The 22,315-nt window shown below is 51.4% G+C and carries 21 protein-coding genes; 11 read left to right on the forward strand and 10 right to left on the reverse strand.

Features of this window, described 5'->3' with window-relative positions; all coding sequences use genetic code 11:
• The first annotated feature begins 2 nt into the window (after positions 1 to 2).
• Both IAE27_RS05165 and IAE27_RS05170 read left to right on the forward strand, forming a co-directional pair.
• Complete coding sequence (locus IAE27_RS05165) at positions 3 to 1,286, forward strand: HAAAP family serine/threonine permease (RefSeq protein ID WP_004102080.1); 1,284 nt, start codon at positions 3 to 5, stop codon at positions 1,284 to 1,286.
• A 63-nt stretch (positions 1,287 to 1,349) separates the two neighbouring features.
• Complete coding sequence (locus tag IAE27_RS05170) at positions 1,350 to 2,717, forward strand: L-serine ammonia-lyase (RefSeq protein WP_200092097.1); 1,368 nt, start codon at positions 1,350 to 1,352, stop codon at positions 2,715 to 2,717.
• A gap of 84 nt (positions 2,718 to 2,801) precedes the next feature.
• Here the strand turns inward: IAE27_RS05170 and IAE27_RS05175 are convergent, their stop codons facing one another.
• On the reverse strand, positions 2,802 to 3,242 hold the full coding sequence (locus tag IAE27_RS05175) for a helix-turn-helix domain-containing protein (RefSeq protein ID WP_070557611.1): 441 nt from the start codon (positions 3,240 to 3,242) through the stop codon (positions 2,802 to 2,804).
• 539 nt (positions 3,243 to 3,781) lie between these two features.
• Between IAE27_RS05175 and IAE27_RS05180 the strand changes: the two genes are divergently transcribed.
• Together IAE27_RS05180 and IAE27_RS05185 are read left to right on the forward strand one after the other, a co-directional pair.
• On the forward strand, positions 3,782 to 3,952 hold the full coding sequence (locus IAE27_RS05180) for a hypothetical protein (RefSeq protein ID WP_168217111.1): 171 nt from the start codon (positions 3,782 to 3,784) through the stop codon (positions 3,950 to 3,952).
• 32 nt (positions 3,953 to 3,984) lie between these two features.
• Positions 3,985 to 5,037: a heparan-alpha-glucosaminide N-acetyltransferase domain-containing protein gene (locus tag IAE27_RS05185; protein WP_135800173.1), complete on the forward strand. Its 1,053-nt coding sequence runs from the start codon at positions 3,985 to 3,987 to the stop codon at positions 5,035 to 5,037.
• Between the two features lie 203 nt (positions 5,038 to 5,240).
• On the opposite strand, the gene IAE27_RS05190 is transcribed toward IAE27_RS05185, so the two are convergent.
• The 5 genes from IAE27_RS05190 to treZ form a co-directional block, all read right to left on the reverse strand.
• Positions 5,241 to 5,513 (reverse strand): DUF1471 domain-containing protein, encoded by a 273-nt coding sequence (locus IAE27_RS05190; RefSeq protein ID WP_004102072.1) that lies wholly within the window; start codon positions 5,511 to 5,513, stop codon positions 5,241 to 5,243.
• A gap of 765 nt (positions 5,514 to 6,278) precedes the next feature.
• Entirely contained in the window at positions 6,279 to 6,713 is a 435-nt protein-coding gene (locus IAE27_RS05195; protein WP_135800174.1) for a DUF4440 domain-containing protein, read from the reverse strand.
• A gap of 59 nt (positions 6,714 to 6,772) precedes the next feature.
• Complete coding sequence (gene glgX, locus IAE27_RS05200; protein WP_135800175.1) at positions 6,773 to 8,848, reverse strand: glycogen debranching protein GlgX; 2,076 nt, start codon at positions 8,846 to 8,848, stop codon at positions 6,773 to 6,775.
• Between the two features lie 2 nt (positions 8,849 to 8,850).
• A complete protein-coding gene (treY, locus tag IAE27_RS05205) occupies positions 8,851 to 11,391 on the reverse strand; it encodes a malto-oligosyltrehalose synthase (RefSeq protein ID WP_200092099.1) in 2,541 nt (846 codons plus the stop codon).
• Positions 11,388 to 13,175 (reverse strand): malto-oligosyltrehalose trehalohydrolase, encoded by a 1,788-nt coding sequence (gene treZ / locus IAE27_RS05210; RefSeq protein WP_154022982.1) that lies wholly within the window; start codon positions 13,173 to 13,175, stop codon positions 11,388 to 11,390. The genes treY and treZ overlap by 4 nt, the downstream gene beginning before the upstream one ends.
• 144 nt (positions 13,176 to 13,319) lie before the next feature.
• Here treZ and IAE27_RS05215 point away from each other — a divergent pair, with 144 nt between their 5' ends.
• The gene (locus tag IAE27_RS05215; RefSeq protein ID WP_200092108.1) at positions 13,320 to 13,847 is read left to right on the forward strand and encodes a GNAT family N-acetyltransferase; all 528 of its coding nucleotides are present in this window, start codon (positions 13,320 to 13,322) and stop codon (positions 13,845 to 13,847) included.
• Between the two features lie 114 nt (positions 13,848 to 13,961).
• Positions 13,962 to 14,852 (forward strand): SDR family oxidoreductase, encoded by an 891-nt coding sequence (locus tag IAE27_RS05220; RefSeq protein WP_200092110.1) that lies wholly within the window; start codon positions 13,962 to 13,964, stop codon positions 14,850 to 14,852.
• 179 nt (positions 14,853 to 15,031) lie between these two features.
• Here IAE27_RS05220 and IAE27_RS05225 read toward each other — a convergent pair whose 3' ends face one another.
• Positions 15,032 to 15,259, reverse strand: a complete 228-nt coding sequence (locus IAE27_RS05225; RefSeq protein ID WP_016809020.1) for a hypothetical protein — start codon at positions 15,257 to 15,259, stop codon at positions 15,032 to 15,034.
• Between the two features lie 318 nt (positions 15,260 to 15,577).
• Here IAE27_RS05225 and IAE27_RS05230 point away from each other — a divergent pair, with 318 nt between their 5' ends.
• Positions 15,578 to 15,739 (forward strand): YqaE/Pmp3 family membrane protein, encoded by a 162-nt coding sequence (locus tag IAE27_RS05230; RefSeq protein WP_004102047.1) that lies wholly within the window; start codon positions 15,578 to 15,580, stop codon positions 15,737 to 15,739.
• A 75-nt stretch (positions 15,740 to 15,814) separates the two neighbouring features.
• On the opposite strand, the gene IAE27_RS05235 is transcribed toward IAE27_RS05230, so the two are convergent.
• Positions 15,815 to 16,360, reverse strand: coding sequence for a YfaZ family outer membrane protein (locus tag IAE27_RS05235; RefSeq protein ID WP_016809021.1), 546 nt, complete (start codon positions 16,358 to 16,360; stop codon positions 15,815 to 15,817).
• 443 nt (positions 16,361 to 16,803) lie between these two features.
• Between IAE27_RS05235 and ivy the strand changes: the two genes are divergently transcribed.
• Positions 16,804 to 17,244 (forward strand): Ivy family C-type lysozyme inhibitor, encoded by a 441-nt coding sequence (gene ivy, locus IAE27_RS05240; protein ID WP_154023007.1) that lies wholly within the window; start codon positions 16,804 to 16,806, stop codon positions 17,242 to 17,244.
• Between the two features lie 152 nt (positions 17,245 to 17,396).
• Here ivy and nqrE read toward each other — a convergent pair whose 3' ends face one another.
• Complete coding sequence (gene nqrE, locus IAE27_RS05245; RefSeq protein ID WP_004102040.1) at positions 17,397 to 17,996, reverse strand: NADH:ubiquinone reductase (Na(+)-transporting) subunit E; 600 nt, start codon at positions 17,994 to 17,996, stop codon at positions 17,397 to 17,399.
• A 136-nt stretch (positions 17,997 to 18,132) separates the two neighbouring features.
• Positions 18,133 to 19,653 (reverse strand): cyclic diguanylate phosphodiesterase, encoded by a 1,521-nt coding sequence (locus IAE27_RS05250; protein ID WP_115239550.1) that lies wholly within the window; start codon positions 19,651 to 19,653, stop codon positions 18,133 to 18,135.
• Between the two features lie 268 nt (positions 19,654 to 19,921).
• Between IAE27_RS05250 and IAE27_RS05255 the strand changes: the two genes are divergently transcribed.
• From IAE27_RS05255 to IAE27_RS05265, 3 genes are all read left to right on the forward strand, one after another.
• Positions 19,922 to 21,247 (forward strand): glycoside hydrolase family 10 protein, encoded by a 1,326-nt coding sequence (locus IAE27_RS05255; protein WP_070557711.1) that lies wholly within the window; start codon positions 19,922 to 19,924, stop codon positions 21,245 to 21,247.
• A gap of 51 nt (positions 21,248 to 21,298) precedes the next feature.
• Positions 21,299 to 21,751: an ester cyclase gene (locus tag IAE27_RS05260; RefSeq protein WP_154023008.1), complete on the forward strand. Its 453-nt coding sequence runs from the start codon at positions 21,299 to 21,301 to the stop codon at positions 21,749 to 21,751.
• A 127-nt stretch (positions 21,752 to 21,878) separates the two neighbouring features.
• On the forward strand, positions 21,879 to 22,301 hold the full coding sequence (locus IAE27_RS05265) for a hypothetical protein (RefSeq protein ID WP_135800176.1): 423 nt from the start codon (positions 21,879 to 21,881) through the stop codon (positions 22,299 to 22,301).
• Positions 22,302 to 22,315 lie beyond the last annotated feature (14 nt).

Consider the following 22,315-nt stretch of genomic DNA (forward strand, 5'->3'; position numbering starts at 1 on the left):
TTATGGAAACCGTTCAAAATACCCTCGTCGCTCGCGAGAGCAGCGGCTGGAGAAAGAGTGATACCGTCTGGATGCTGGGTCTGTACGGTACTGCGATTGGCGCAGGGGTGCTTTTTTTGCCAATTAACGCCGGGGTCGGCGGTTTAATTCCGTTAATCATCATGGCTATTCTTGCATTTCCGATGACGTTTTTTGCCCACCGTGGTTTAACTCGTTTTGTTCTGTCGGGCAAAAACCCGGGAGAAGATATTACCGAAGTTGTGGAAGAGCATTTCGGTACGGGCGCCGGTAAGCTCATCACGCTGCTGTACTTCTTCGCTATTTATCCGATTCTGCTGGTCTACAGCGTGGCTATTACTAACACGGTCGATAGCTTTATTACTCACCAGCTTGGTCTGGTGTCTCCGCCGCGCGCCATTTTGTCGCTGATTCTCATTGTCGGCATGATGGGAATCGTCCGCTTTGGCGAAAAAATGATTGTTAAAGCCATGAGCGTGCTGGTGTTTCCATTCGTCTTTGCGCTGATGGTGCTGGCGCTGTATTTGATACCGCAATGGAACGGCGCGGTACTGGATACGCTGTCGCTGAGCAGCGCCTCCGCAACGGGGAACGGTCTGTGGATGACCCTGTGGCTGGCAATCCCGGTCATGGTGTTCTCCTTTAACCATTCGCCAATTATCTCCTCCTTTGCGGTGGCAAAGCGGGAAGAATATGGTCAGGACGCTGAGCGCAAGTGCTCGCGTATCCTGGGCTTCGCCCACATCATGATGGTGCTGACCGTGATGTTCTTCGTGTTCAGCTGCGTACTAAGCCTCTCACCGGAAAACCTGGCGGAAGCGAAGGCTCAGAATATCTCCATTCTTTCCTACCTGGCGAACCACTTCAACGCGCCGGTGATTGCCTGGATGGCACCGATTATCGCCATGATCGCGATTACCAAATCCTTCCTTGGCCACTACCTCGGGGCGCGTGAAGGTTTCAACGGCATGGTGATTAAATCTCTGCGCGGAAAAGGTAAATCCATCGAAATCAATAAGCTGAACAAGATTACCGCGCTGTTTATGCTGGTGACGACCTGGCTTGTCGCTACCCTGAACCCAAGCATCCTGGGCATGATTGAGACCCTGGGCGGTCCGGTTATCGCGATGATTTTGTTCCTGATGCCAATGTATGCCATTAACAAAGTCCCGGCCATGCGCAAGTACAGCGGTCATATCAGCAATGCGTTTGTGGTTGTCATGGGGTTAATTGCCATCTCCGCCATTTTCTTCTCTCTGTTTAGCTAAGTGTTCAGCGCCGCCTGCCACAGGCGGCGCATCCGTTTTGCTATGTAACCGCATGGGTGCCACATGATTAGCGTTTTCGATATTTTCAAAATCAGCATCGGGCCGTCCAGCTCACATACCGTCGGGCCGATGAAAGCGGGAAAACATTTTGTTGATACCCTGCAGGAAAAGGGCCTGCTGCAAAAAGTGAATCGTCTGGTAGTGGATGTGTATGGTTCACTGTCATTAACGGGTAAAGGTCACCACACCGATATCGCCATCATTCTCGGACTATCGGGATATTTACCGGATACCGTGGATATCGACGCCATCCCCGGTATTATTCGTGATGTGAACACCATGCATCGTCTGTTTATAGAAGAAGGCCAGCGAGAAATTCAGTTCCCGGTGGCGGAATGCATGCGTTTTCACAATGAATTTGTGCCGCTGCATGAAAACGGCATGAGCATTACGGCGTTTTGCGACGGCAAAATTGCCCATTTCCAGACCTATTATTCCATCGGCGGCGGTTTTATCGTGACGGAGGAAAACTTTGGTAAGAATCAGGATGCCGAAGTCGATATTCCGTTCCCGTTCTATTCCGCACGTAATCTGCTGGCGCACTGTCATGACAACTGCCTGTCGATTTCTGCCGTGATGATGAAAAATGAGATCGCTCGCCACGGCAGAGAGAGCGTGGAGCAAAATATGGCGAAAATCTGGGTGACCATGAGAAACGCCATTAACCGGGGTATGAATACGGAAGGCATCTTGCCGGGGCCGCTGAAAGTACCGCGCCGTGCTTCTGCGCTGCATCGCGTGCTGGCGCCCCAGAGCCAGTCGATTACGCCACTGAGCGCCATGGATTGGGTCAATATGTTCGCGATGGCGGTGGGAGAGGAGAACGCGGCGGGCGGGCGAGTGGTTACCGCGCCGACTAACGGCGCCTGCGGCATTGTTCCGGCGGTACTGGCCTATTACGATCGTTTTATCAAAGAGGTGACGCCGGAAATCTATATGCGCTATTACCTGACGGCGGGCGCCATTGGCATTCTGTACAAGATGAATGCCTCGATTTCCGGAGCAGAAGTTGGTTGCCAGGGAGAAGTGGGCGTGGCCTGCTCAATGGCCTCTGCCGGTCTGGCCGAACTGCTGGGCGGCAGCCCGGAGAAGGTGTGCATTGCCGCGGAGATCGGCATGGAGCATAACCTCGGCCTGACCTGCGATCCGGTGGCCGGGCAGGTCCAGGTCCCCTGTATCGAGCGTAACGCGATTGCGGCAGTGAAGGCGATTAACTCGGCCAGCATGGCGATGTACCGGACCAGCGATCCAAAAGTCTCACTGGATAAAGTCATCGAAACGATGTTTGAGACAGGCAAAGACATGAATGCCAAATACCGTGAAACCGCCCGGGGCGGTCTGGCAATAAAAGTCGCGGTATGTGAATCCTGATTTTGGATAAAACCGCCTGTGCGCGCTGCAGGCGGTTTACTCTTTCTCTGGCCGCGAAACTTGCCGGCCGTCTTCTGAAGTCCCTTAGCTTTTTTTCTCCGCGTCCGGCGGTGTGAAAGACCATACCACGCTGTTCGAAGCCGATGAGGTGTACCACTCGTTAATGGTGGCATTAGCCTCGCCAGGCGGCGTAGCAGTGGGCAATTTCTCTTTTGCCTGAGGCGTTTTTTTACGGATACGGATACGGGAAGGGGTCTCGGCATTGAGCTGCGCCTTAAAGGTGCGCATGTGCGAATCGAATAAAATCGACTCCAGCTGATGCAGACGATCCAGACCGCGCAAAATGCCAATAAGCGTACTGAGGGTCACCGACTCACCCAATTCAACGCGCTTAATGGTTGCCGCACCGACCTGGGCGCGTTCGGCCAGCTCAATCTGTGACAATCCCAGCTGTATACGCGTTTCTTTAATTCTTCGGCACAGTTCAGAAATAATTTCACCGTCGGGCATGGTACTGAAACGCATCTTAATTCCTCTACTGCGTATTAATTCTTAACTGATTATTTAACATGTTACTTTGTAAATAAAGTGGATAATGTCTCTTTTGCGAGAGTGGCGACATTGTTTTTCGCGTATGTCATCAGGTCGTTAGCAGTTATGAGGTTTTCAGTTACTTAAGAAGTGCCGTGGCTATCTTTTTTCATTATCCGAATAGAAATGGGCGCAGAGATCGCCGGAGGTGATATGATTTACACCGACTTTATGAACACGAAGAACGTGGAGCAGGGAAGTGCCGTGACTCCTTCAGGGCATCCTGGCGCTGATTATTATCAAAAATGTCATTTTTTTTGTTTTGTTAGATTCAAATGTTCTTGCCGATTGTATCGAATTCCTTATTGCTCAAAGTATTGAGTTTTTTAACCCGAGGCAAAATAAGGTCTTAATGGTTTAAATATTCTTACTCGCTGTTGCAGTATTTTAATTAACTGCTAGTTTTAAAACGTTGACGCAGCGATGGAGTCAACAACATAGCGAATAAACATCCCATATTTTGAGAGGTTAAAATGTTTAAACTGTCAATTTTTGCGTTTTTACTATCTATGTTTACCTTTTCCGCTATTGCAGATGATGATATTGCAGCACTGATTGTTGATCCCGGTCCGGGTGTGTGTAATTTAATTAATGCTGGCATTGACGTTCCAGGCATAATCGACATTAGTGTTTGTAAAAAATAATACAAAATCAGCCCACTTTAAAAAGTTCACGTATGAAAATCACGCGTAATCAAGATATTGATCGTATGAGGGGACTCACAGTCTTTCTGATGCTGGTTGTTAATAGCCCAGTAGACTTGAGGATAACGAACTCTGCGTTAATCCACTCAGAATGGGCGGGGTTATCGTTGGCGGATACCGTGTTTCCTACGTTTCTTTTTATTGTGGGTATTTCTCTGACGCTGTCAAATCGTCTTAAAAAAATCACGCTGCGAGGCCTGTTTATAAGGTCAACGGTTCTAGTCCTGACAGGAATATTTCTGAAAGCAATTGTCTTTGTTTTGTACGATCAGGAGCATTTCAAAATCATGGGGGTGCTGCAACGCATCGGTATTTGCTATGGAGTGACAGGCTTAATTTATAACTTTATCAGCAATAAAAAGTTACCTGCTCTATGCCTGGCGCTCATACTTGCGTGGTCAGCCATTTTAATGATATGGGGAGATTATAATCAATACGCAAATATTTCTGATGTCGTAGATGATTTAATGCTTGGCGCGCATGCTAATTATTATAATACTGACACTGGCAGATCTGGGGACTCAGAAGGCGTATTGAGCACGCTCGGTGCCCTTATCACCACTTTGTCAGGCGTTATCTTCGGAGAGCAAATAAATAAAATCAGTGACACCCGAGGGTTCTGCTATGGAATGGTTTGTATAATAACGGGTTTTTTTCTGGCTTACTATTTTTCGATACCGATTGTTAAGAAGCTCTGGACACCATCATTTCTCTTAATTTGTGTCGGCATTGCAATTTGGCTTTATCTATTAGTGAAAAGAATGGCCGTAATAGATCTCACCTGGCTCGAGTACCCGGGAAAACATTCCCTGGCTATTTATGTGATTTCAGTCATCGCTTTTGATGTTCTGCTTTACTGTCATGTCTGGCACTCTTTATTTGTTGCAGTCTACACCTGGCTAATCCCGCGCAGTATTCCTCTCCAGGGAGCAACGTTGTTTTTTTCTGTGCTGTTTTCATCTGTTATATGCTTTACACCGTATCTGATACAAAAAACGATGTTTTTCGTTAAAAGAGCAATCTAAGCCGACTGACAACCCGGCCACACAACCTGATGTCTGCCTCTGTAATGGCGGAAACCCGGGAGCAGGGTGGTTACCCGATAAACTGATGAAAATGGGATTTACCGTAGCTGATAGAAAAATAAGCAAACAGCCTGTGCGAGGAGAAACAGGCTGTTAAATATAACAGATGCTATATTAAGCTCTGATGAAATTTATCAGGATCGTTATTTATAAACTTCAGCAGTTGCTTCAAAGTTTGGACCATGCTCACGAGCCGCGGTAATCACATAGAACTTGCCACCTTTTTCATCAGCTAATTTTGAAAGCTGATCGTGCAAGTCAGAGGGAGAAGAGAATTGACCGCCGGAAGGTCCTACAGAGATACTGCCTACATGGGTCAGTTTAAAATGGTCAACTTCTTGTTTCGTAATCAACTGAGAGGCTGAGGCGCCAAATGCAAACACGGATAACGCTAATGCAGCTAATACCTTTTTCATTATCTAATCTCCTTTAAATAAAGCTCATCGAAAGCTTTTTCATTTTAAGTATAGTAGCCATTTTCAGTATCGCCAAAAAATGACGGTGAACACCGTGGCAATCCCAGGATTAATCCAGCGTTATCCTGATGGCAGGAGTCACGATAGCAAGACTTGCGGTGAAGCCAGGTGGTCATGTCTAAGAAATTCAGAAAGGATGTTGGCATGAGAGCACGGCAATATGCAGACGGTACGTTTTCGTCTTTGTTGTCAGACGTTGGCTGAGAATATCCTGAGTGGTTCTGGTTCTTGAGCCGGTAAAAGAACAACACCGCTGCATATACCATCCGGGAGGCAGTAAGCTATAACATGTCGCAAGATCCCGGCAGCGGAAATGGAAACGCCGGGAGCATTAGCAGAATCCCTGGCGGGTTAACCTGAGTTCTGGTCACAACCGCATAATCTGGCTGACACCATATTTGTCAAAGCTAAGTTCAGAAGTCCGGGGCAGCGGTCGATGACATCATGAAGGATTTTGAGGAGGTTGATTTCTTTCACGGTGAACATCCCGGCGTCATGTATAGCCACAGAAAACTCCTCATCAGGAAAAGTGAAGTGAGATGTTGACCAGCCATACAGGTCTGAGAACCTATATATGGCCTGGACATTCCTGATGGATGATGGACCACAAATAGGCATTAGCATTGAGCCGTCACATCATTAGTGCGCATAATGTATATTATGTTAAATGGACTTTTCGAAGCTTAACGCCTGCACACCTGGTTCTTAATTCGCCGTCTTGCTCGCCTGCTCTTCTTCCTGAACTTCTTTCACTGGCGTCCCCTGGTGAAATCTGAGCTGCCAGCATTCCTGATGATTTGCACAAATATGGCTCCTCTGCCAGATTGACGAACGAAGCGTTTTTTTAGCAGCGCGTCCGTCTGAATCGATAACCTCGCTGCGGTACGTAAGCAACGCGCAATCTTTGGTTAGTAAAGCCAACTGAAAGCTGTAAGCGTTGATAGCCTCCACGTCCTCGTTAATTAATGCTGCTACGGTCTGCGTTTTATCGTAACGTTCTCCGCTACGGCCTATCTCCAGAAATTCGTCATGCAACAACTGCTGCAAAAGCTGCGCGCTGCGGCGTGTTGATGCCTGATGCAGGCTAACTTCCAGGTGGAAAATTAACTCAAACAATTGCAGGTTTACGGGATCGAACATTATTACCTCTTTTTCAACATGACAAAAACCCGGCCATCTGCGCCGGGTTGTCTTGTAGGCTAAGGTCGTCTGAATAGCGCAATACTGCGCCCGGCGAGAACAAAATCAATCGTCTCGGTAATAATCGCGCCGTCTGTTTTTTCCTCTGCGGTCGACAGCTCAAGAACCCAGCCGCCTTCGCCAAACTGCGGGATCTGGAACGGAACATCGCCTTCAAAGGGATTGAACAGCATCAGCACGTCATGCCAGATGCCCTCCTCCTTCTCAAGATCGGGTCGACTGATGGCAAGGCCTAAGGTCGAACCCTCATCCCATTGCTCTGATTGCTGCAAACCGCCGCCGGCGTTAAACCAGCGTATTTCCAGCCCGTCGCGCCAGCTTTCACGACGTAAAAGCGGTTGCTCCGCGCGCAGTGCAATCAGATGCTGGGTGAAGTCTCGTAATGCACGATCCCGCTCAGACTGCGCTTCCCAGTTGAACCATGAAATCTCGCTGTCCTGGCAGTAGCCGTTATTATTGCCCTGCTGCGAACGACCAAACTCATCGCCGGCCAGCAGCATCGGCGTACCGTGGGAGAAAAATAACGTTGCCAGAAAATTACGCTTCTGGCGTTCACGGACGGCAATAATATCCTGATTTTCCGTTGGGCCTTCTTCGCCATAGTTGCAGGAACGGTTATCGTTGTGCCCGTCGTTATTGTCCTCACCGTTGGCTTCATTATGCTTCTCGTTATATGAAACCAGATCGTTCAACGTAAAGCCGTCATGGGCGGTAATAAAATTGACGCTGGACCACGGACGACGACCGCGTAAATCGTACAGATCCCCCGAGCCCAGTAAGCGGGCGGCGAAGTCGTTGGAGACGTTATCTCCCTTCCAGTATTCCCGTACCGTATCACGATATTTGTCGTTCCACTCGCCCCAGCCAGGCGGGAAACCGCCGACCTGATAGCCGCCGGGGCCAATATCCCACGGCTCACCAATCAGTTTAAGCTTCGATAAAACCGGATCCTGGGTTACCGCATCGAAAAAACCGCCTCGCGGATCGAAGCCTTCTGGCTCGCGTCCAAGAATAGTCCCGAGGTCGAAACGAAAGCCATCAACGTGCATCGATTGCGCCCAGTACCGTAGCGAATCCATAACCATCTGCAGCACCCGGGGATGCGATGTATTCACCGTATTTCCGGTCCCGGTATCATTAATGTAATAACGATGCTGATCCGGCATCGTCCGGTAATAAGAGAAGTTATCGATACCTTTAAATGAGAGCGTCGGGCCCAGTTCATTGCCTTCCGCGGTGTGGTTATACACCACGTCAAGGATCACTTCGATACCGGCATCATGAAAAGCGCGCACCATGTTGCGAAAGCCCGCTATACCTGCAGGGCCATAATAGCGGGAAGCGGGAGCAAAGAAGCCTAGCGTATTGTAACCCCAGAAGTTTGTCAGCCCCCGATCGAGCAGATGCTGGTCATCGGGAAACCAGTGTACGGGGAGCAGTTCGACGGAAGTAATGCCCAGACTTTTAATATAATCGACGGAAGCCTGATGCCCAAGCCCCTCAAATGTGCCGCGCAGCTCCTGAGGAAGCGCCGGATTAAGCCGGGTAAAACCTTTGACATGGGTTTCGTAGATAACCGTCTTCGGCCAGGGTACATTGGGACGGTTTTCCCCCTGCCAGTCGAAGGCATCCGGGTCGATAACCTTACATTTTGGCGTATAGGGCGCGCTATCGCGACTATCAAAGCTCAGGTCGCTCTCCTCATGGCCCAACTCGTAGCCGAAATGCGCATCGTTCCACTCAACATCGCCTTCCAGCTCCCGCGCGTAGGGATCGATAAGCAATTTATTGGGATTAAAGCGATGACCGTTTTCCGGATCGTAAGGTCCGTAAACCCGATAACCGTACAATGCGCCGGGCTGCAGATCGGGTACATAGCCGTGCCAGATCTCATCTGTATATTCAGGCAGTTCAAGCCGGGCTATTTCGGTTTTACCGGAAGGATCGAATAAGCACAGCTCAACGCGTTCAGCATGCGCTGAAAACAGTGCGAAGTTCACCCCCTTCCCGTCGAAATTAGCCCCCAACTGCTGGCCGTGGCCTGGCCGTATGATAAAAGCATTTTCCTTTGACATTGTTATTCCCCACGTTCCTTTTCACTAATAAGCGTCAATAACCACCCCGTTGCTGACGCCAGATCGAGCGTCTCTTCTACCAGACGGCTTTCACCAGTTAATGCATCGCAATAACGCCTTCCGGCCAGATCTTCCGGGAGCGATACTGCCGTCTCGCCCCACAGTTGCGCCGATGACTCGACCAACCCGTGCGCCGCCACGTCAAACACCAGCCGAGGAACCACCACGATGAGGGCTTCCTCGTCTTTGATACGCGCGTAGGCGATAAAATTATCTGCTCTTTCACCCGCGACTTTTAATGGTACCCAGTCACCATAATGAAAGAGCGCGGAATGCTGCTGCCTTAATCTGAGAAACGAAGCGGTGACGTATTGCTTCAACCGTCCGTCTCGCCATGCGCTTTCATGATGAAACAGTTCCGCGCTTCCGCTATCAAGATGTTGTGCCAGGGCGGCGAAGTCAGGTTCACGGCGGTTATCCGGATCGACGAGGCTAAAGTTCAGCGCCTCGCTCCCCTGATAAATATCCGGTACCCCGGGCGCGGTCAGTTTGATGACCGTCTGGCTAAGGCTTTTCACCAGACCGGCACGGACAAAAGGCTGCAGGGAGGTGTGAAAATCATTGAGAAACAGCGCATTATCAGCAGAAAACAGCTGTTGAACGTAGTTCAGTACGACGCTTTCATAGCTTTCATTGCTGTCGATCCAGTCGGTTCTTTGCTTAGCCTCGCGCAGCGCTTTTTCCATAAAAGCGAGAAAACGTTCTTCGAGGGCTTTCAGCCCTGCGCTATCGTCAGGCAGCAACGTTGCAGGCCACACGCCGGCGAGCGCCTGATAGATCATCCACGTATCTGCCGCGTTCGGCGCCGTACCGTCGTTCAAAAAACGCACCAGGGTTTGATTCATCTGACGCCAGCGCGCAAGATTGGTCGCCCACAGCTGCGGAGCTTCCGTTAAGGTATACAGACGGGCGCGCGCATCCTCCCCGCGTTTAGTGTCGTGCGTCGAAGTGCCCAGCAGCGCGTCGGGCTGGCGAGCAAGGCGAATACGCATCTCCTGATGGAAACGAGAAAGCGAGAAAGCGCGCGGCGTGGGATCGGCGCCGACTTCATTCAGCGCCAGATCGAGGTTATGGCGGAAGAACAGCGTATCCTCGACCGATTTAGCCATTAACGGCCCTGTCAGCTGTTGAAAACGGGTCCTGAAAAGCGAGGCGGCATCGAGGCTGCTTGTTTGTAAATTGCCGGTCAGGATAGCGATAATGACCTCAAGGGCCCTGGGATCGGGGCGGTTTTCCCGAGCGTTAACCCGATCGACGACCCGGTTTAATAGCGTAATATCCTCGGCGCTCATCCCCTCAGCGGTACCGTAGGTGCGATATACCGGAAAGGCCAGCAGCAGTTCACGTAATGCGTGGCGCAGCGCTTCGCTTTCAACCTCCATGCTATTACGCTGCGCCAGTTCGATGGCCAGCCTCAACAAAGTGGTAAATTCGCCCTCAAAGTTGCGATCCGCCATCAGCCCTTTAGCCTCACGCAGCGCCTGGTGACGATCTAACGCGCCGCCGAGCGCTTCGTCATGCACCTGCTGCAGCTGGTCGAGATTATTGTCATCCACCAGCACTTCAGCCAGCGAAGCGATAAACTCATATCCGGTGGTGCCGGAGACGGGCCAATCAGCGGGAAGCTGCTCGCCTTTTGCAAGAATTTTTTCCACCGTAATGTAGCATTCTGGCCCGGCGGCCTGGCGCAGACGCTGCAAATACCCTAATGGGTCGGCAAGCCCATCGATATGATCGATGCGCAGACCATCGACGATACCGGCATGTACCAGTTCAAGAATAAGACGGTGGGTATCGTCGAATACCGCCTGTTCTTCGACCCTGACGCCAATCAGGCCCGTAATTTCGAAAAAGCGCCGCCAGGAGAGCTGTCTGGGCGCTTCCCGCCACGACATCAGCCGCCAGCTTTGCGCCTCGTGCAGCGCCACAATCGCGTCGCGATCCGGCGAAGTTAGTAGTTGCTCACCTGTTGCCAGACTTTCAGGATTCAGCGGCCAGGCCTGGTCGTAATAGACGAACGCCGGTTTCCCCGTTTCAGGATCGCGCTTAAGCTCAAGCGCCCCGCTCTCCAGCTCTGCCTCAAAGGTATCCCCCAGAAACGGCAGCGTAACGGGACGCGTCCAGTCAATATCGAAATAATTGGCCCAGGCGCTGTGCTTACCCTGTTCAATGACGTCCCGCCACCAGCGATTCTCCAGAGAGGTCGCCATATGGTTGGGGACAATATCCAGAATCAGGCCAATTTGCGCACTCCGCAGCGCCTTTACCAGCCGGTCAAACCCTTCGCGGCCGCCAATAGCCGGGTCGATTTCGTTTGGATCGGTAATATCATAGCCATGGGTGGAGCCGGTGGTCGCCGTAAATATCGGCGACGCGTAAAGATGGCTAATACCCAGCGCTTTCAGATACGGGGCCAGCGCCGCCGCGCGATCGAAGGTCATACCATTACGGAATTGAATACGATAGGTTGCGGAAGGGATCATGATGAAGCTTCTCCATGTGCAAAACGGACAACAATGCTGTTTGGCGTTAACGCTTCCTGCCGCTCCGGCCAGCTAAAAATGACCTCTCCCGGTATCTCCGGCATCGTCACGGGGTCCGCGTCGATATTCAGCGCCACGGAGAGCGTCCCGTCGGGGAAGCGCCAGCTCACCGCCAGCGCATGCGCCGCCGCGTGCAGGATCCTGCCTTCCACGACGCCCCCTGCCGCGAGCAGCGGGACGATATAGCGATGGCGCAGTAAGATAAGGTTGCGGGTAAAGCGCAGCCAGGATTTCCCCTCCTCGCTTGCCGCCTTCTGCCAGTCGAGCTTAGAGCGGATAAAGGTTTGAGGATCGTTCGGATCCGGAACGGAGGCATCATGCCCTGCGTGTCCGGCAAACTCTTTTGCCCGCCCTTCTCTTACCGCTTTGGCGAGAGCACCCTGAAAATCGGTAAAAAATAGAAAAGGATGGGTTTCACCATACTCTTCGCCCATAAACAGTAAGGGAATGTGGGGAGAGAGAAGCAATGCGGCTAGCAGCACGCGCGTTTTCTCAGCGCCGGCCAGGGAGATAAGCCTTTCGCCATGGGCTCGGTTCCCGGTCTGATCGTGATTCTGAATAAAGTCGACAAAGAACTGCGGTGGCTGAACGGCGCAGGAGACGCCGCGAGGTTGCCCGGTTTGTGGAGAGACCTCCCCCTGATAGACAAATCCTTCCGCCAGCGCCCGAGCGACATTCTTTGCCGGCTGATGCGCAAAATCCTGATAATACGCATGGGTTTCACCGGTCGCGAAAACGTGCGCGGCATTATGAAAGTCATCATTCCATTCAGCGGTAAACAGCGGTGTGTGCCCGTTTTCATCGCGCGGGTGGAGGAAAACCACGTTACGGCTATCTTCCGTCGTCAGGTGAATATGGCGGTCGGGTATAGCCGCGCGGATATTCTCGGCTATTTCTATCAGCACGTGCCGGGCGGAGCGATCTTCAATCTGGTCAATAGCATCAAAGCGTAGCCCATCAAGTTGATACTCGGTAAGCCAGAACAGCGGCGCATCGGTAATATACTGACGCACGGCCTCGTTTTCATAGGCAATGGCATTACCCCAGGGGGTCATTCGGTCCTGATGAAAAAAGCCCGGCGACAGCAAAGAGAGATAGTTGCCTTCCGGACCAAAATGGTTCAGCACGATATCGAGAACCACCGAAAGCCCTAACCCGTGAGCGGCATCGATGAAGGCGTGAAAATCCGCCGGGGTACCATAAGCTGAGTGCGGGGCATAAAGTAGTACCCCGTCGTAGCCCCAGCCGCGCGAACCACCAAACTGAGACACCGGCATAACCTCTATCTGGGTGATCCCCAACTCTGCCAGCCAGGGAAGCTTTTCGATAGCGGCGACAAAGGTGCCTTCTGGCGTAAAGGTGCCCGGATGAAGTTCATATATCACGGTTTCTTCCCAGGGACGCCCTTTCCAGTCACGGTTAACCGGTTGATAGCGTCGGGGATCGATCACTACTGAGGGGCCATTGACATCATCGCGCTGCGCGCGGGTGGCCGGGTCGGGAATGAGGCGGCCGTCGGCTAAACGAAGCTGATATTCATCCCCGTGCTTAACGCCAGGGACATCGATCTGGAACCAGCCCTTTCCCACGGCTTCCATCGCAATATCCCGGTCTCTCAGGCTAAGCGTCATCGACTTTTGACCTTCGGCCCAGACGCGAAAGCGGACAATATCCGCGGAAATGAATTCCGCCCCCCAATGCTTTTTAAACGATATGGATTCCATTCAATGTCCTCAAACGACCTGCAGGAAATGCAGCATGAAATATAAGATTAGCCCAGGTTTGGACGAATGCGCTGTTGATGGCCTGACTGTTATTTTTAACGACGTTGTCTATCATTAATAAATCGCTAAAAAATAAGGAATGCTATGCAGATTCGTAAAGGATTAAATTCTGACCTTGCTCGCCTCGAATATTGTGATTTTTCCTTCACGGTCAGCCAGGTTGCCAGAGGCCCTTTCATCAATAATGATCTGAAAATTGAGGCACTTCCCTGCGCTTATAATAAAACCTATGAGCTGGATATCCAGACGCTGGAAAACCACTGTATTAATCCGGATGCAATATTCCTGATTGCCGAAACCGAAGCGGGACAGATGGCCGGTTTTATCACCGCATCCCTGAGCTGGAACAGGTTTATTTCCGTCGATTATATTGCCATTGAAAGCTCACATCGCAGAGCCGGCGCGGCCAACAAGCTCATGGCCGCCGCCCATATCTGGGCCCGCAGTATGAACGCTGCGGGATTAAAGCTTGAGACGCAGAACGTTAACGTGCCCGCCTGCCTCTTCTATCAAAATTATGGTTTTACTCTCGGAGGATACGATCGATATCTCTACAACGCTTTAGCGGAAAAAGATGAAATTGCGCTGTTCTGGTATTACATGTTGAACTAATTGTCAGGTAAATAATTCCTGGTTTTACAAAGTTAATTATTCCTGGTTTACGCTTTTTGCTCGCTCAATCACAACGATTGGCTAATCTTAAATTTCATTTATCAGGAGGCCGGTATGACAACAGGAAATAATTCATCGCTACATTATCCTCTTCCGCCGTTTGTTGAGCAGCCGCAGCAGGCTCCGGGGCTGGCATCTGAAATGAAGCCCCTTCCCGACCACGGTGAGACCAGCTATATCGGCTCCGGGAAGCTCGCGGGAAAAAAAGCGCTTATTACCGGCGGTGATTCAGGTATTGGCCGCGCTGTCGCTGTCGCTATCGCCTATGCGCGTGAAGGCGCGGATGTCGCCATCGGCTACCTGCCGGAAGAAGAGTCGGACGCGGCTGCCGTTATCGCGCTGATTCAGGCCGAGGGACGAAAAGCTGTCGCCATTCCCGGCGATATTCGGGTTGAATCTTTTTGCGACACCCTGGTTGAAAAAGCGGTAGCCGAGCTGGGCGGGCTGGATATTCTGGTGAACAATGCCGGCAGACAGCAGTATTGCGAATCCATCGAACAGCTGAGCACCGCTGCGTTTGATGCCACCTTTAAAACCAACGTCTATGCGCCGTTCTGGATAACCAAAGCCGCCCTTCGTCACCTGTCTGCGGGGGCGGTTATCATCAATACCTCTTCCGTTCAGGCGTTTAAACCCAGCGAGATTCTGCTGGATTACGCCCAGACCAAAGCCTGCAACGTGGCGTTTACTAAATCCCTGGCGCAGCAGCTTGGACCGCGCGGTATTCGCGTTAACGCCGTTGCCCCTGGCCCTTACTGGACACCGTTGCAGTCGAGCGGCGGCCAGCCGCAGGAGAAGGTGCAAAAATTTGGTGAGGATACGCCGCTTGGCCGACCGGGACAGCCGGTTGAGATTGCGCCGCTTTACGTCCTTCTGGCTTCCGACGCCTGCTCCTACGCTTCGGGTCAGGTCTGGTGCTCAGATGGCGGTACCGGCGTAGCCTAAAAGAGCTGGCGCGGCCTGTTCCCGGCTAGCGTTACGCTTAGCCGGGCGACAGGGACTCGGGCGGGTCCAGGCCGTCTGCAGTTCGGTAGCCCAGGTTGAGCGCCAGCGCGCAACTCCTCCGGATACGTGCCTGGTCAGCAAAAGAGCCGCGGTAGCGGCTCTCTTTTCACCTGCCAGCGCTAGCGTAAAAGAAAGGTGACCATCATTATCAGCAAATACCCGCCACAGGCGAATTGCAAGAGTCGCCATCCCCAACGCAAGTAGCGCCACTGATAGCGCTCCGCAGCGTTTGCCTGCGCAATAAGGGGATCGGGGTTCTGCTTTTTCTTTTTTCTTTTCAGAATATCCCAACCCCACCAAACCATCAGAAAGATGGCGATGACCTTTTGAAGAACGATGTTGTCCATGTAACCCCGCCGTCAATATCTTATCCCCTGGACGGGCAGTGTAGCGCAATTTACCCCACCCGGCAGGCTATCATTGCGCGTAATTCCCCCTCTTCCGTACAAATTTTCCACTGAGCTTTGAAGAACATAATTTAAGCAATAACCTGGAATAATCCCATATAGATATCTGGCATAAATTAGCGCTTTTAAATTTATTAAATATGTAGTATTTGAAACTCAGAAAAGTTAGCAGACTTATGATTTAAAAAGCTAAAATTTGCAAAAATACCGTCAGCCACTAAAATAGTAATAAGTTAGCTAACAACACAGGGAGATATTATGGGTTTCTGGCGAATTGTCTTAACGATTATTCTACCCCCGCTGGGAGTATTGCTGGGAAAAGGGTTTGGCTGGGCGTTTATTCTCAATATTATTTTGACGATCCTCGGCTACATTCCAGGGCTCATTCACGCTTTTTGGGTACAGACCAAAAACAGCTAAGCATCTGAAAGCGCCTTTTGAGATTTTTCCCAGTGCTCAGTAATATGTCGGGAGCCCACGCTCCCGACCGTCATATCAGAAAGTCACGCCAGCGCCTACGTAAGCGCCATCTATGATAGTATGTCCCGGGCGGCCATCTTTTCCATCAACGCTCGCGTGACGATAGCCAGCCTTGATAGTCAGCGGCGTCAACGGCGTCCAGCTAATTCCGCCATTCGCTTCGACGTAATTTTTAACGCTGTTAGTTAACCCTTCCGGCGCGGAATATCCTTCGCCGTACAGATGGATACTGTCAGTCAGCGCCAGATCGATGCCGCCGCCAATCGGGAAGGCGACGCCGTTGTCCCCTTTCTTCGGCCCGAGATATACGGCTTTTGTGCCAATATTCGCCGTGAGCGGACCCAGCGCAAGATTGTAGCCAACGCCGACGCCGCCAAGCTGACTTCCGTCCTGAGTATTTTTAATCCAGTTACTTTCCGCATACAGGCCGGAAGAACTCTTACCGATTTCCATATTAAGATTGGTAAAGTTTTTCCCCTGCTCAGCGGTAAAACCCATTGCCAGGGCAGAGCCTGAAGCCATAATTAAAGAACACGCGATAATGAATTGAGTCTTTTTCATCATACCCTCCTGAAAAGTGGCGCGAACTTTAACAAGCGCGATGCCGGCGATCAAATTTTCTTTTGTGAAATGACACAGTCATTAATTTACCGAAAAATAACAGCAGAATAGTCTGGATTCTATTATACGTTACCAGTCAAGCGAATAAGCACAGTGATTGAGCCATTATTGACGCGTTATCTTAATGGTGATTCAACCAACGACACGAAAATGTTGAATAAAAGCTCGCGATAGTAATAATCACTGCCGGTTTTATATGCTTTATAAGTAATTCGCATTCTATAGTGACATTCTTTTTTACAAAACCATAAGAAATGAAATCACCACTTCCCGACCATTTGCGAAATATAGAGAAGCCAGCTGAGCAAATTTGCATTCACCGCCAACCAGAGCCATGATTGACAGGCGTTAAACGGAATCGGAAAGATCACAGGAGTATTATTATGCTTAAAATGTTAACCGCGCTGGCTATTCTGGCGACGTCAGCAAACGCTATGGCACAGGACGATATTACGCTGAACAGCCTCGCCAAAAAGGAGCCCGCCGCGTTTAATCAGATGCTCAAAGGACATCACCTGCCCGTTTGGGTCAGTTCAGGCGGCACGACCACGCCCGCGCGTACGGTAAAGCTTGGCGAGGATGTTTATCAGGTGCTCAGCGTCTGCAAACCTCACGATTGCGCTGCGGAGCGGCTCGCGGTGCTGTGGTCGGAAAAATCCAGACAAATGTCCGGAGTTTTTTCCACCGTTGACGAAAAGACCTCCCAGGAAAAGCTGACCTGGCTTAACGTTAGCGATCCATTATCCATCGATGGGAAAACGGTACTCTTTGCAGCCCTGAGCGGCAGCCTGGAAAACCATCCAGAGGCTTTCAACTACCCCTGAAATCCGCCAGCAGGCCCGGTGCGATGAACCCGCGACGCGCATTCATCGCCCGCCAGCGCCCTCTTCTGCCGTGCGCGCCCAAAGGTGTACGGCAGAATTTCGGTAAAACGTCGTCAGGCCAGACGCTCTCTCTCATGGTTCCCGACTTCTGTTTACAGGGAAATACCCGCGAACGACATAAAGCCCAGCGACATGAGTCCGGCGGTAATGAACACGCTGCCTAATCCGCGTAACCCTTTCGGCATATTGGCATATTTCAGCTTTTCGCGAATGCCAGCCAGCGCCACAATCGCCAGCGTCCAGCCAATACCGCATCCGGTGCCATAAGTCAGCGACTCAAGGAAGCTGTATTCACGCTGCACCATAAATATGGTCGCGCCAAAAATGGCGCAGTGGATGGTCAACAGCGGCAGAAACGGCCCTAAAGCATGGTTTAACGCATGGAAATATTTGTCGATCACCATCTCCAGGATCTGCACCAGCGCCGCAAGGACGCCGATAAACGTGATGAAATCGAGAAAACTGAGATCCACGCCTTCAATCAGAGCATTTTCTTTCAGTAGGTGATGATAAATCAGGTTGTTAATCGGCGTCGCAATGGCTAGCAGCGCCGTCACGGTGATCCCGAGCCGAAATGCGACATCGATCTTTTTGGAAATAGCGAGAAAAGTACACATGCCAAGGAAAAAATTGAGCGCCATATTTTCAACGAAAACCGCGCGGATAAAAATATTCAGGTGAGATTCGAACAAGACAACCTCCGTGTTGTTGAGTTGTTCCTCAATGATGACAAATTTTCAGGCCAAACAGGAAATTACGATTCGGTTTTGCCGAGTCGATCACCTTTTAATTTCCTGTTTGTGATCGAACAAACCAGCCCTTTCCTGACTAGCGAAATGAACGTGGCAGCATTTTGATAAACTCGCCAACCGGCACCGGTTGTGAGAAGTAGTAGCCCTGGTAAATAGCGATGCCCATATTCCTGAGCATTGTAAGCTGCTCCTTATCCTCCACGCCTTCGGCGATAATCTGACAGTTAAACTTCTTCGCCAGATTCACCATATTCTTGACCACCAGCGCGGAAGCATTATTGGTGACGATATTGAAGGTAAACACCTTATCGATTTTTATAATCTCAGGATTAAACTGCTGGATGTAGCTGTAGTTTGCGTAGCCGGTACCGAAATCATCCAGCGAAAACTGAATCCCGATGCGCCGCAGCTTATCCGTCACCTCCGAGGTTTGCAGCGTATTTTCAATCGACTCCCGCTCGGTTATCTCAAGGACGAGACGAACTTCCGCCTCTTTCAGCTCCCGGATAAACGTCTGGCAGAGTTGGACTATTTCGTCATCCTGAAAGTTAACCGAGCTGGTGTTAAAGCAAATAAAGAGTCCTTTAGGGAGCAGGGACTGCTGGCGACGGAGCTGTCGGCTTACCTCCGCAAAGCAAATCGCCGTCACGTCTTTAATCAAACCGGTCTGTTCCGCAACGGAGATAAATTTATCCGGCGCAATAAATCCCTGTTTGGGATGTTCCCAGCGTACCAGCACCTCGCCGCCGATAATGGCGCCGTCCTCATCGTTAATTATCGGCTGAATATACGGTTTGAGCTGCTTCAGCTCGATCGCCTTCCTCAGCTGGTACTCAATCGTCTGCCGATAGCGGAGATAGTTTCTGAACAAAAAGGCGAGCAGCAAGGAGGCGAGAAGAATGGCGATGAGGGTATGCTGTTCATAGCGGATAAATGCGACTGCGCCGGAGGCAAAGCCGCGATCGGCAATGACCGAATAATTAAATTGCTCAGAGGTCAGACGCACGGGAATTTTGATCTTCGGCGTCGTGGTGACTTCCCCTTTGCGGTTCATTACCCGATTACCAACCTGAAGATACAGATGAGCATCGCCATCCAGAACGGATAAAATATTGTATAAATAATAGCCATCAATACCTATCAGCGTGGTATTCCCCCGGTCGTCCTGTTCGCTATACACCATTAACGGATGAGACGGCGTAATATCGTTCCCCTGGAATAACTGCAACGATCCTTGGGTATATTGAGTTCTATCAAACTGAAATTTGCGTCCGCCAAAAACTGAAGTGCAGTAGATCTCGTTATCCCGCCCTAAATTTACCGAGCGCACGTCGGGAATGGTCGCCACCAGCGTGCGCAGCTCCGTCAGGACGTTCTCATTGCAGTTTTTTCCCATAAAAGGTTCCGCCAGGTCGGCGGCCTGTTCGGCGTGGGAGACGGTCACATCAAGGCTGGCTATCGCCTGCTGCAGCCGCGACTGGATATCCTTATCCACCTTTTTTTGCATCTGCCAGTAGCAAAGGCCGGTGCCAAGGCTGATTAATGCCATGAGAAATAGGATTATCCACAGACGATGGCGTGACGATGAGTAGTTCATTATGCTAATCCAGTTAGACTCGCCATCGGGGGCCGGCGGTCAATTGTTTGGCCAGATTTTAACAAATCCTTTTTAAACTCGCCCTGAACCGATCAAGTTTTAATGCATATCAATGATATATCATGGCCAGCCGTTGCGTGATGGCGCAGACGACTGGCTGCGAAATTTGCTGAGGCAAAAGCGGCGCTGTCTATGGCTAAATTATTGACTTAAAGTAGAATAATACGAAAATGACTTCTTTGTGCGCTGACCAGAAATGCTGGCAAATATGACGATTCACTCCCGTAATAGCATCCTGAAAAAAGTAAAAGCATCCGCCGTAGCTATCGCTGCAGCGCTGCTGCTGTCGCACTGCGGCAGTAAACCGCCCGTTTCTCTTGTCACGCCGCTGCCGCCCGCGACAAAGCAGCCGACGTTACCCAAAAGCCACGAGCCGGTGCGCGGCGTCTGGCTGACCACCGTCTCGCGCCTCGACTGGCCGCCGCTGGAATCCGTGAACGGCGGCATTACCGCCGATCGCCGCATCGCCCTGCAGCAGCAGGCGCTGATTGCCAAGCTGGATAATTTAAAAAGCCTCGGTATCAATACCGTTTTTTTCCAGGTGAAACCTGATGGCACCGCGCTCTGGCCGTCGAAGATCCTGCCGTGGTCCGATATGCTGACCGGTAAAATCGGCGAGGACCCGGGCTACGATCCGTTAAAGTTTATGCTGGATGAAGCCCATAAGCGCGGCATGCGCGTTCATGCATGGTTCAACCCCTATCGCGTCTCGGTCAATACTCGCCCCAAAACCGTCACCGAGCTTAACGGTACCCTTTCGCAGTTTCCCGCCAGCGTCTATGTCCTGCATCCGGATTGGATCCGTACCTCCGGAGACCGTTTCGTTCTCGACCCGGGGATTCCGGAAGTGCGCGACTGGATCACCAGCATCGTGGCAGAGGTCGTAGAGCGCTATCCGGTAGACGGCGTCCAGTTCGATGATTACTTCTATACCGAAACGCCGGGGTCGAAGCTGAACGACAATCGGACGTTCCAGCAGTATGGCCAGGGCTTTGCTGCCAAAGCGGACTGGCGGCGGCACAATACCCAGCTGCTGATTGAGCAGGTTTCCCGCACTATCAAGCAGCTGAACCCCGCCGTAGAATTCGGCGTCAGCCCGGCGGGCGTCTGGCGCAATCGCTCTCACGATCCGTCCGGGTCCGATACCCGCGGCGCGGCGGCCTACGATGAGTCTTACGCGGATACCCGCCTGTGGGTTCAGCAGGGATGGCTGGACTATATCGCGCCGCAAATTTACTGGCCCTTCGCCCGCGACGCCGCGCGCTACGATGTGCTGGCAAAGTGGTGGGCTGAGGTGGTGAAGCCTACCCACACCCGGCTTTATATCGGCGTGGCGCTGTACAAAGTTGGCGAACCGTCAAAGAGCGAGCCTGACTGGATGATTAGCGGCGGCGTGCCGGAGCTGAAAAAGCAGCTTGATCTGAATGAATCCATGCCGCAAATTCAGGGCACTATTCTGTTCAGAGAGAATTACCTTAATCAGCCGCAGACCCAGCAGGCCGTTAACTACCTCAAAGGCCGCTGGGGAGGTTGATTCCCCCTGACAGGCCAGATGCCTGTTACTACAATCACCGCCGGAGGATGTATGTTGAAAAAATCGCTCATCGCCTTTTCCCTGTTTTGCGCCCTGTCGCCCGCTGTTTTTGCGGGCAACAGTGAAAGCGAACAGCTGAATAAGAAAAACGTCATTGATTTTTATAACAAAGCGTTAAATGACAAGGACTTTGCCGCCGCCAGGCCCTACCTCGGAGACCGCTACATACAGCATAACCCGATGGCGAAAGATGGCGTCGAAGGCTTTCAGCAGTTTATCGCCTTCCTGAAGAGTAAATATCCCGACTCGCGCAGCGATATCAAGCAGGCCTTTGTCGACGGCGATCATGTGATCCTCCAAGTGGAGGTAACCGGTCGCGAGCCGGGAGTGACGCGGGCGATTATCGATATCTTCCGCGTTGATGAACAGCATAAAATCGTTGAGCACTGGGACGTGACCCAGAACGTTCCGCAGAAAACCGCCAGCGGCAACGGCATGTTCTGAGCCTGAGCAGAGCTCCTCTGCTCATCATTCCCTCCGCTTTACCCATTTTCGCTTCGTATAGATGGGCACTTGTTTAAACAGTTTATTTACTTTACTGTAAAGTAAATAAACTGACGGGGTAAGGCGGATGTTCAACGAAGGAAAATGGGCAAAGCTGTTTTGTTTCATTGGATTATCATTTCTTCCCTGCGTAGCGAAGGCCTCATTGCTGAGTCTGGCTACGCAGGATCAGCAGATTCAGGCGGCATGTTCACGTGTAGATGAGCCGGCTCAGGCCAGGCTATGTCACGCCCTGCTCGTTAGCCAGCAGGCGGAGCAGCGCCAACGCTATCTGCATTTTTTACTGCAGCAGAATATTTTCAGTATTCAGACCTATGACTTTCTGTGGGGTGAATACCAGCGTACGACTGCATGTTCTGAAATCAGCCGCTTTTTTCTGTCGAGGGCGCTGGATGCGGCGCTACTGGCTCCACCCACGCCGGCATTTCCCCCATCCTCCGGGCTAAGCGAACCGCCGGCCGTGTTTGCGCTACAAGAATCCCTCAACTGACCGTAGGTGCATAA

It is taken from the genome of Klebsiella sp. S69, assembly GCF_016516145.1.
GTDB classification, from domain to species: Bacteria; Pseudomonadota; Gammaproteobacteria; order Enterobacterales; family Enterobacteriaceae; genus Klebsiella; species Klebsiella oxytoca.

Coding starts and splice junctions, on each gene's coding strand:
- IAE27_RS05195 (WP_135800174.1), bottom strand. CDS start 6,713: ATGTTCGATCCCGTAAACCTGCAATTGTTTGAGTTAATTTTCCACCTG.
- IAE27_RS05250 (WP_115239550.1), bottom strand. CDS start 19,653: ATGAACTACTCATCGTCACGCCATCGTCTGTGGATAATCCTATTTCTC.
- treZ (WP_154022982.1), bottom strand. CDS start 13,175: ATGGAATCCATATCGTTTAAAAAGCATTGGGGGGCGGAATTCATTTCC.
- IAE27_RS05230 (WP_004102047.1), top strand. CDS start 15,578: ATGGGTTTCTGGCGAATTGTCTTAACGATTATTCTACCCCCGCTGGGA.
- IAE27_RS05235 (WP_016809021.1), bottom strand. CDS start 16,360: ATGAAAAAGACTCAATTCATTATCGCGTGTTCTTTAATTATGGCTTCA.
- IAE27_RS05265 (WP_135800176.1), top strand. CDS start 21,879: ATGTTCAACGAAGGAAAATGGGCAAAGCTGTTTTGTTTCATTGGATTA.
- IAE27_RS05260 (WP_154023008.1), top strand. CDS start 21,299: ATGTTGAAAAAATCGCTCATCGCCTTTTCCCTGTTTTGCGCCCTGTCG.
- IAE27_RS05175 (WP_070557611.1), bottom strand. CDS start 3,242: ATGCGTTTCAGTACCATGCCCGACGGTGAAATTATTTCTGAACTGTGC.
- glgX (WP_135800175.1), bottom strand. CDS start 8,848: ATGTCAAAGGAAAATGCTTTTATCATACGGCCAGGCCACGGCCAGCAG.
- IAE27_RS05225 (WP_016809020.1), bottom strand. CDS start 15,259: ATGGACAACATCGTTCTTCAAAAGGTCATCGCCATCTTTCTGATGGTT.
- IAE27_RS05190 (WP_004102072.1), bottom strand. CDS start 5,513: ATGAAAAAGGTATTAGCTGCATTAGCGTTATCCGTGTTTGCATTTGGC.
- IAE27_RS05220 (WP_200092110.1), top strand. CDS start 13,962: ATGACAACAGGAAATAATTCATCGCTACATTATCCTCTTCCGCCGTTT.
- IAE27_RS05180 (WP_168217111.1), top strand. CDS start 3,782: ATGTTTAAACTGTCAATTTTTGCGTTTTTACTATCTATGTTTACCTTT.
- ivy (WP_154023007.1), top strand. CDS start 16,804: ATGCTTAAAATGTTAACCGCGCTGGCTATTCTGGCGACGTCAGCAAAC.
- IAE27_RS05255 (WP_070557711.1), top strand. CDS start 19,922: ATGACGATTCACTCCCGTAATAGCATCCTGAAAAAAGTAAAAGCATCC.
- treY (WP_200092099.1), bottom strand. CDS start 11,391: ATGATCCCTTCCGCAACCTATCGTATTCAATTCCGTAATGGTATGACC.
- IAE27_RS05185 (WP_135800173.1), top strand. CDS start 3,985: ATGAAAATCACGCGTAATCAAGATATTGATCGTATGAGGGGACTCACA.
- IAE27_RS05215 (WP_200092108.1), top strand. CDS start 13,320: ATGCAGATTCGTAAAGGATTAAATTCTGACCTTGCTCGCCTCGAATAT.
- IAE27_RS05165 (WP_004102080.1), top strand. CDS start 3: ATGGAAACCGTTCAAAATACCCTCGTCGCTCGCGAGAGCAGCGGCTGG.
- IAE27_RS05170 (WP_200092097.1), top strand. CDS start 1,350: ATGATTAGCGTTTTCGATATTTTCAAAATCAGCATCGGGCCGTCCAGC.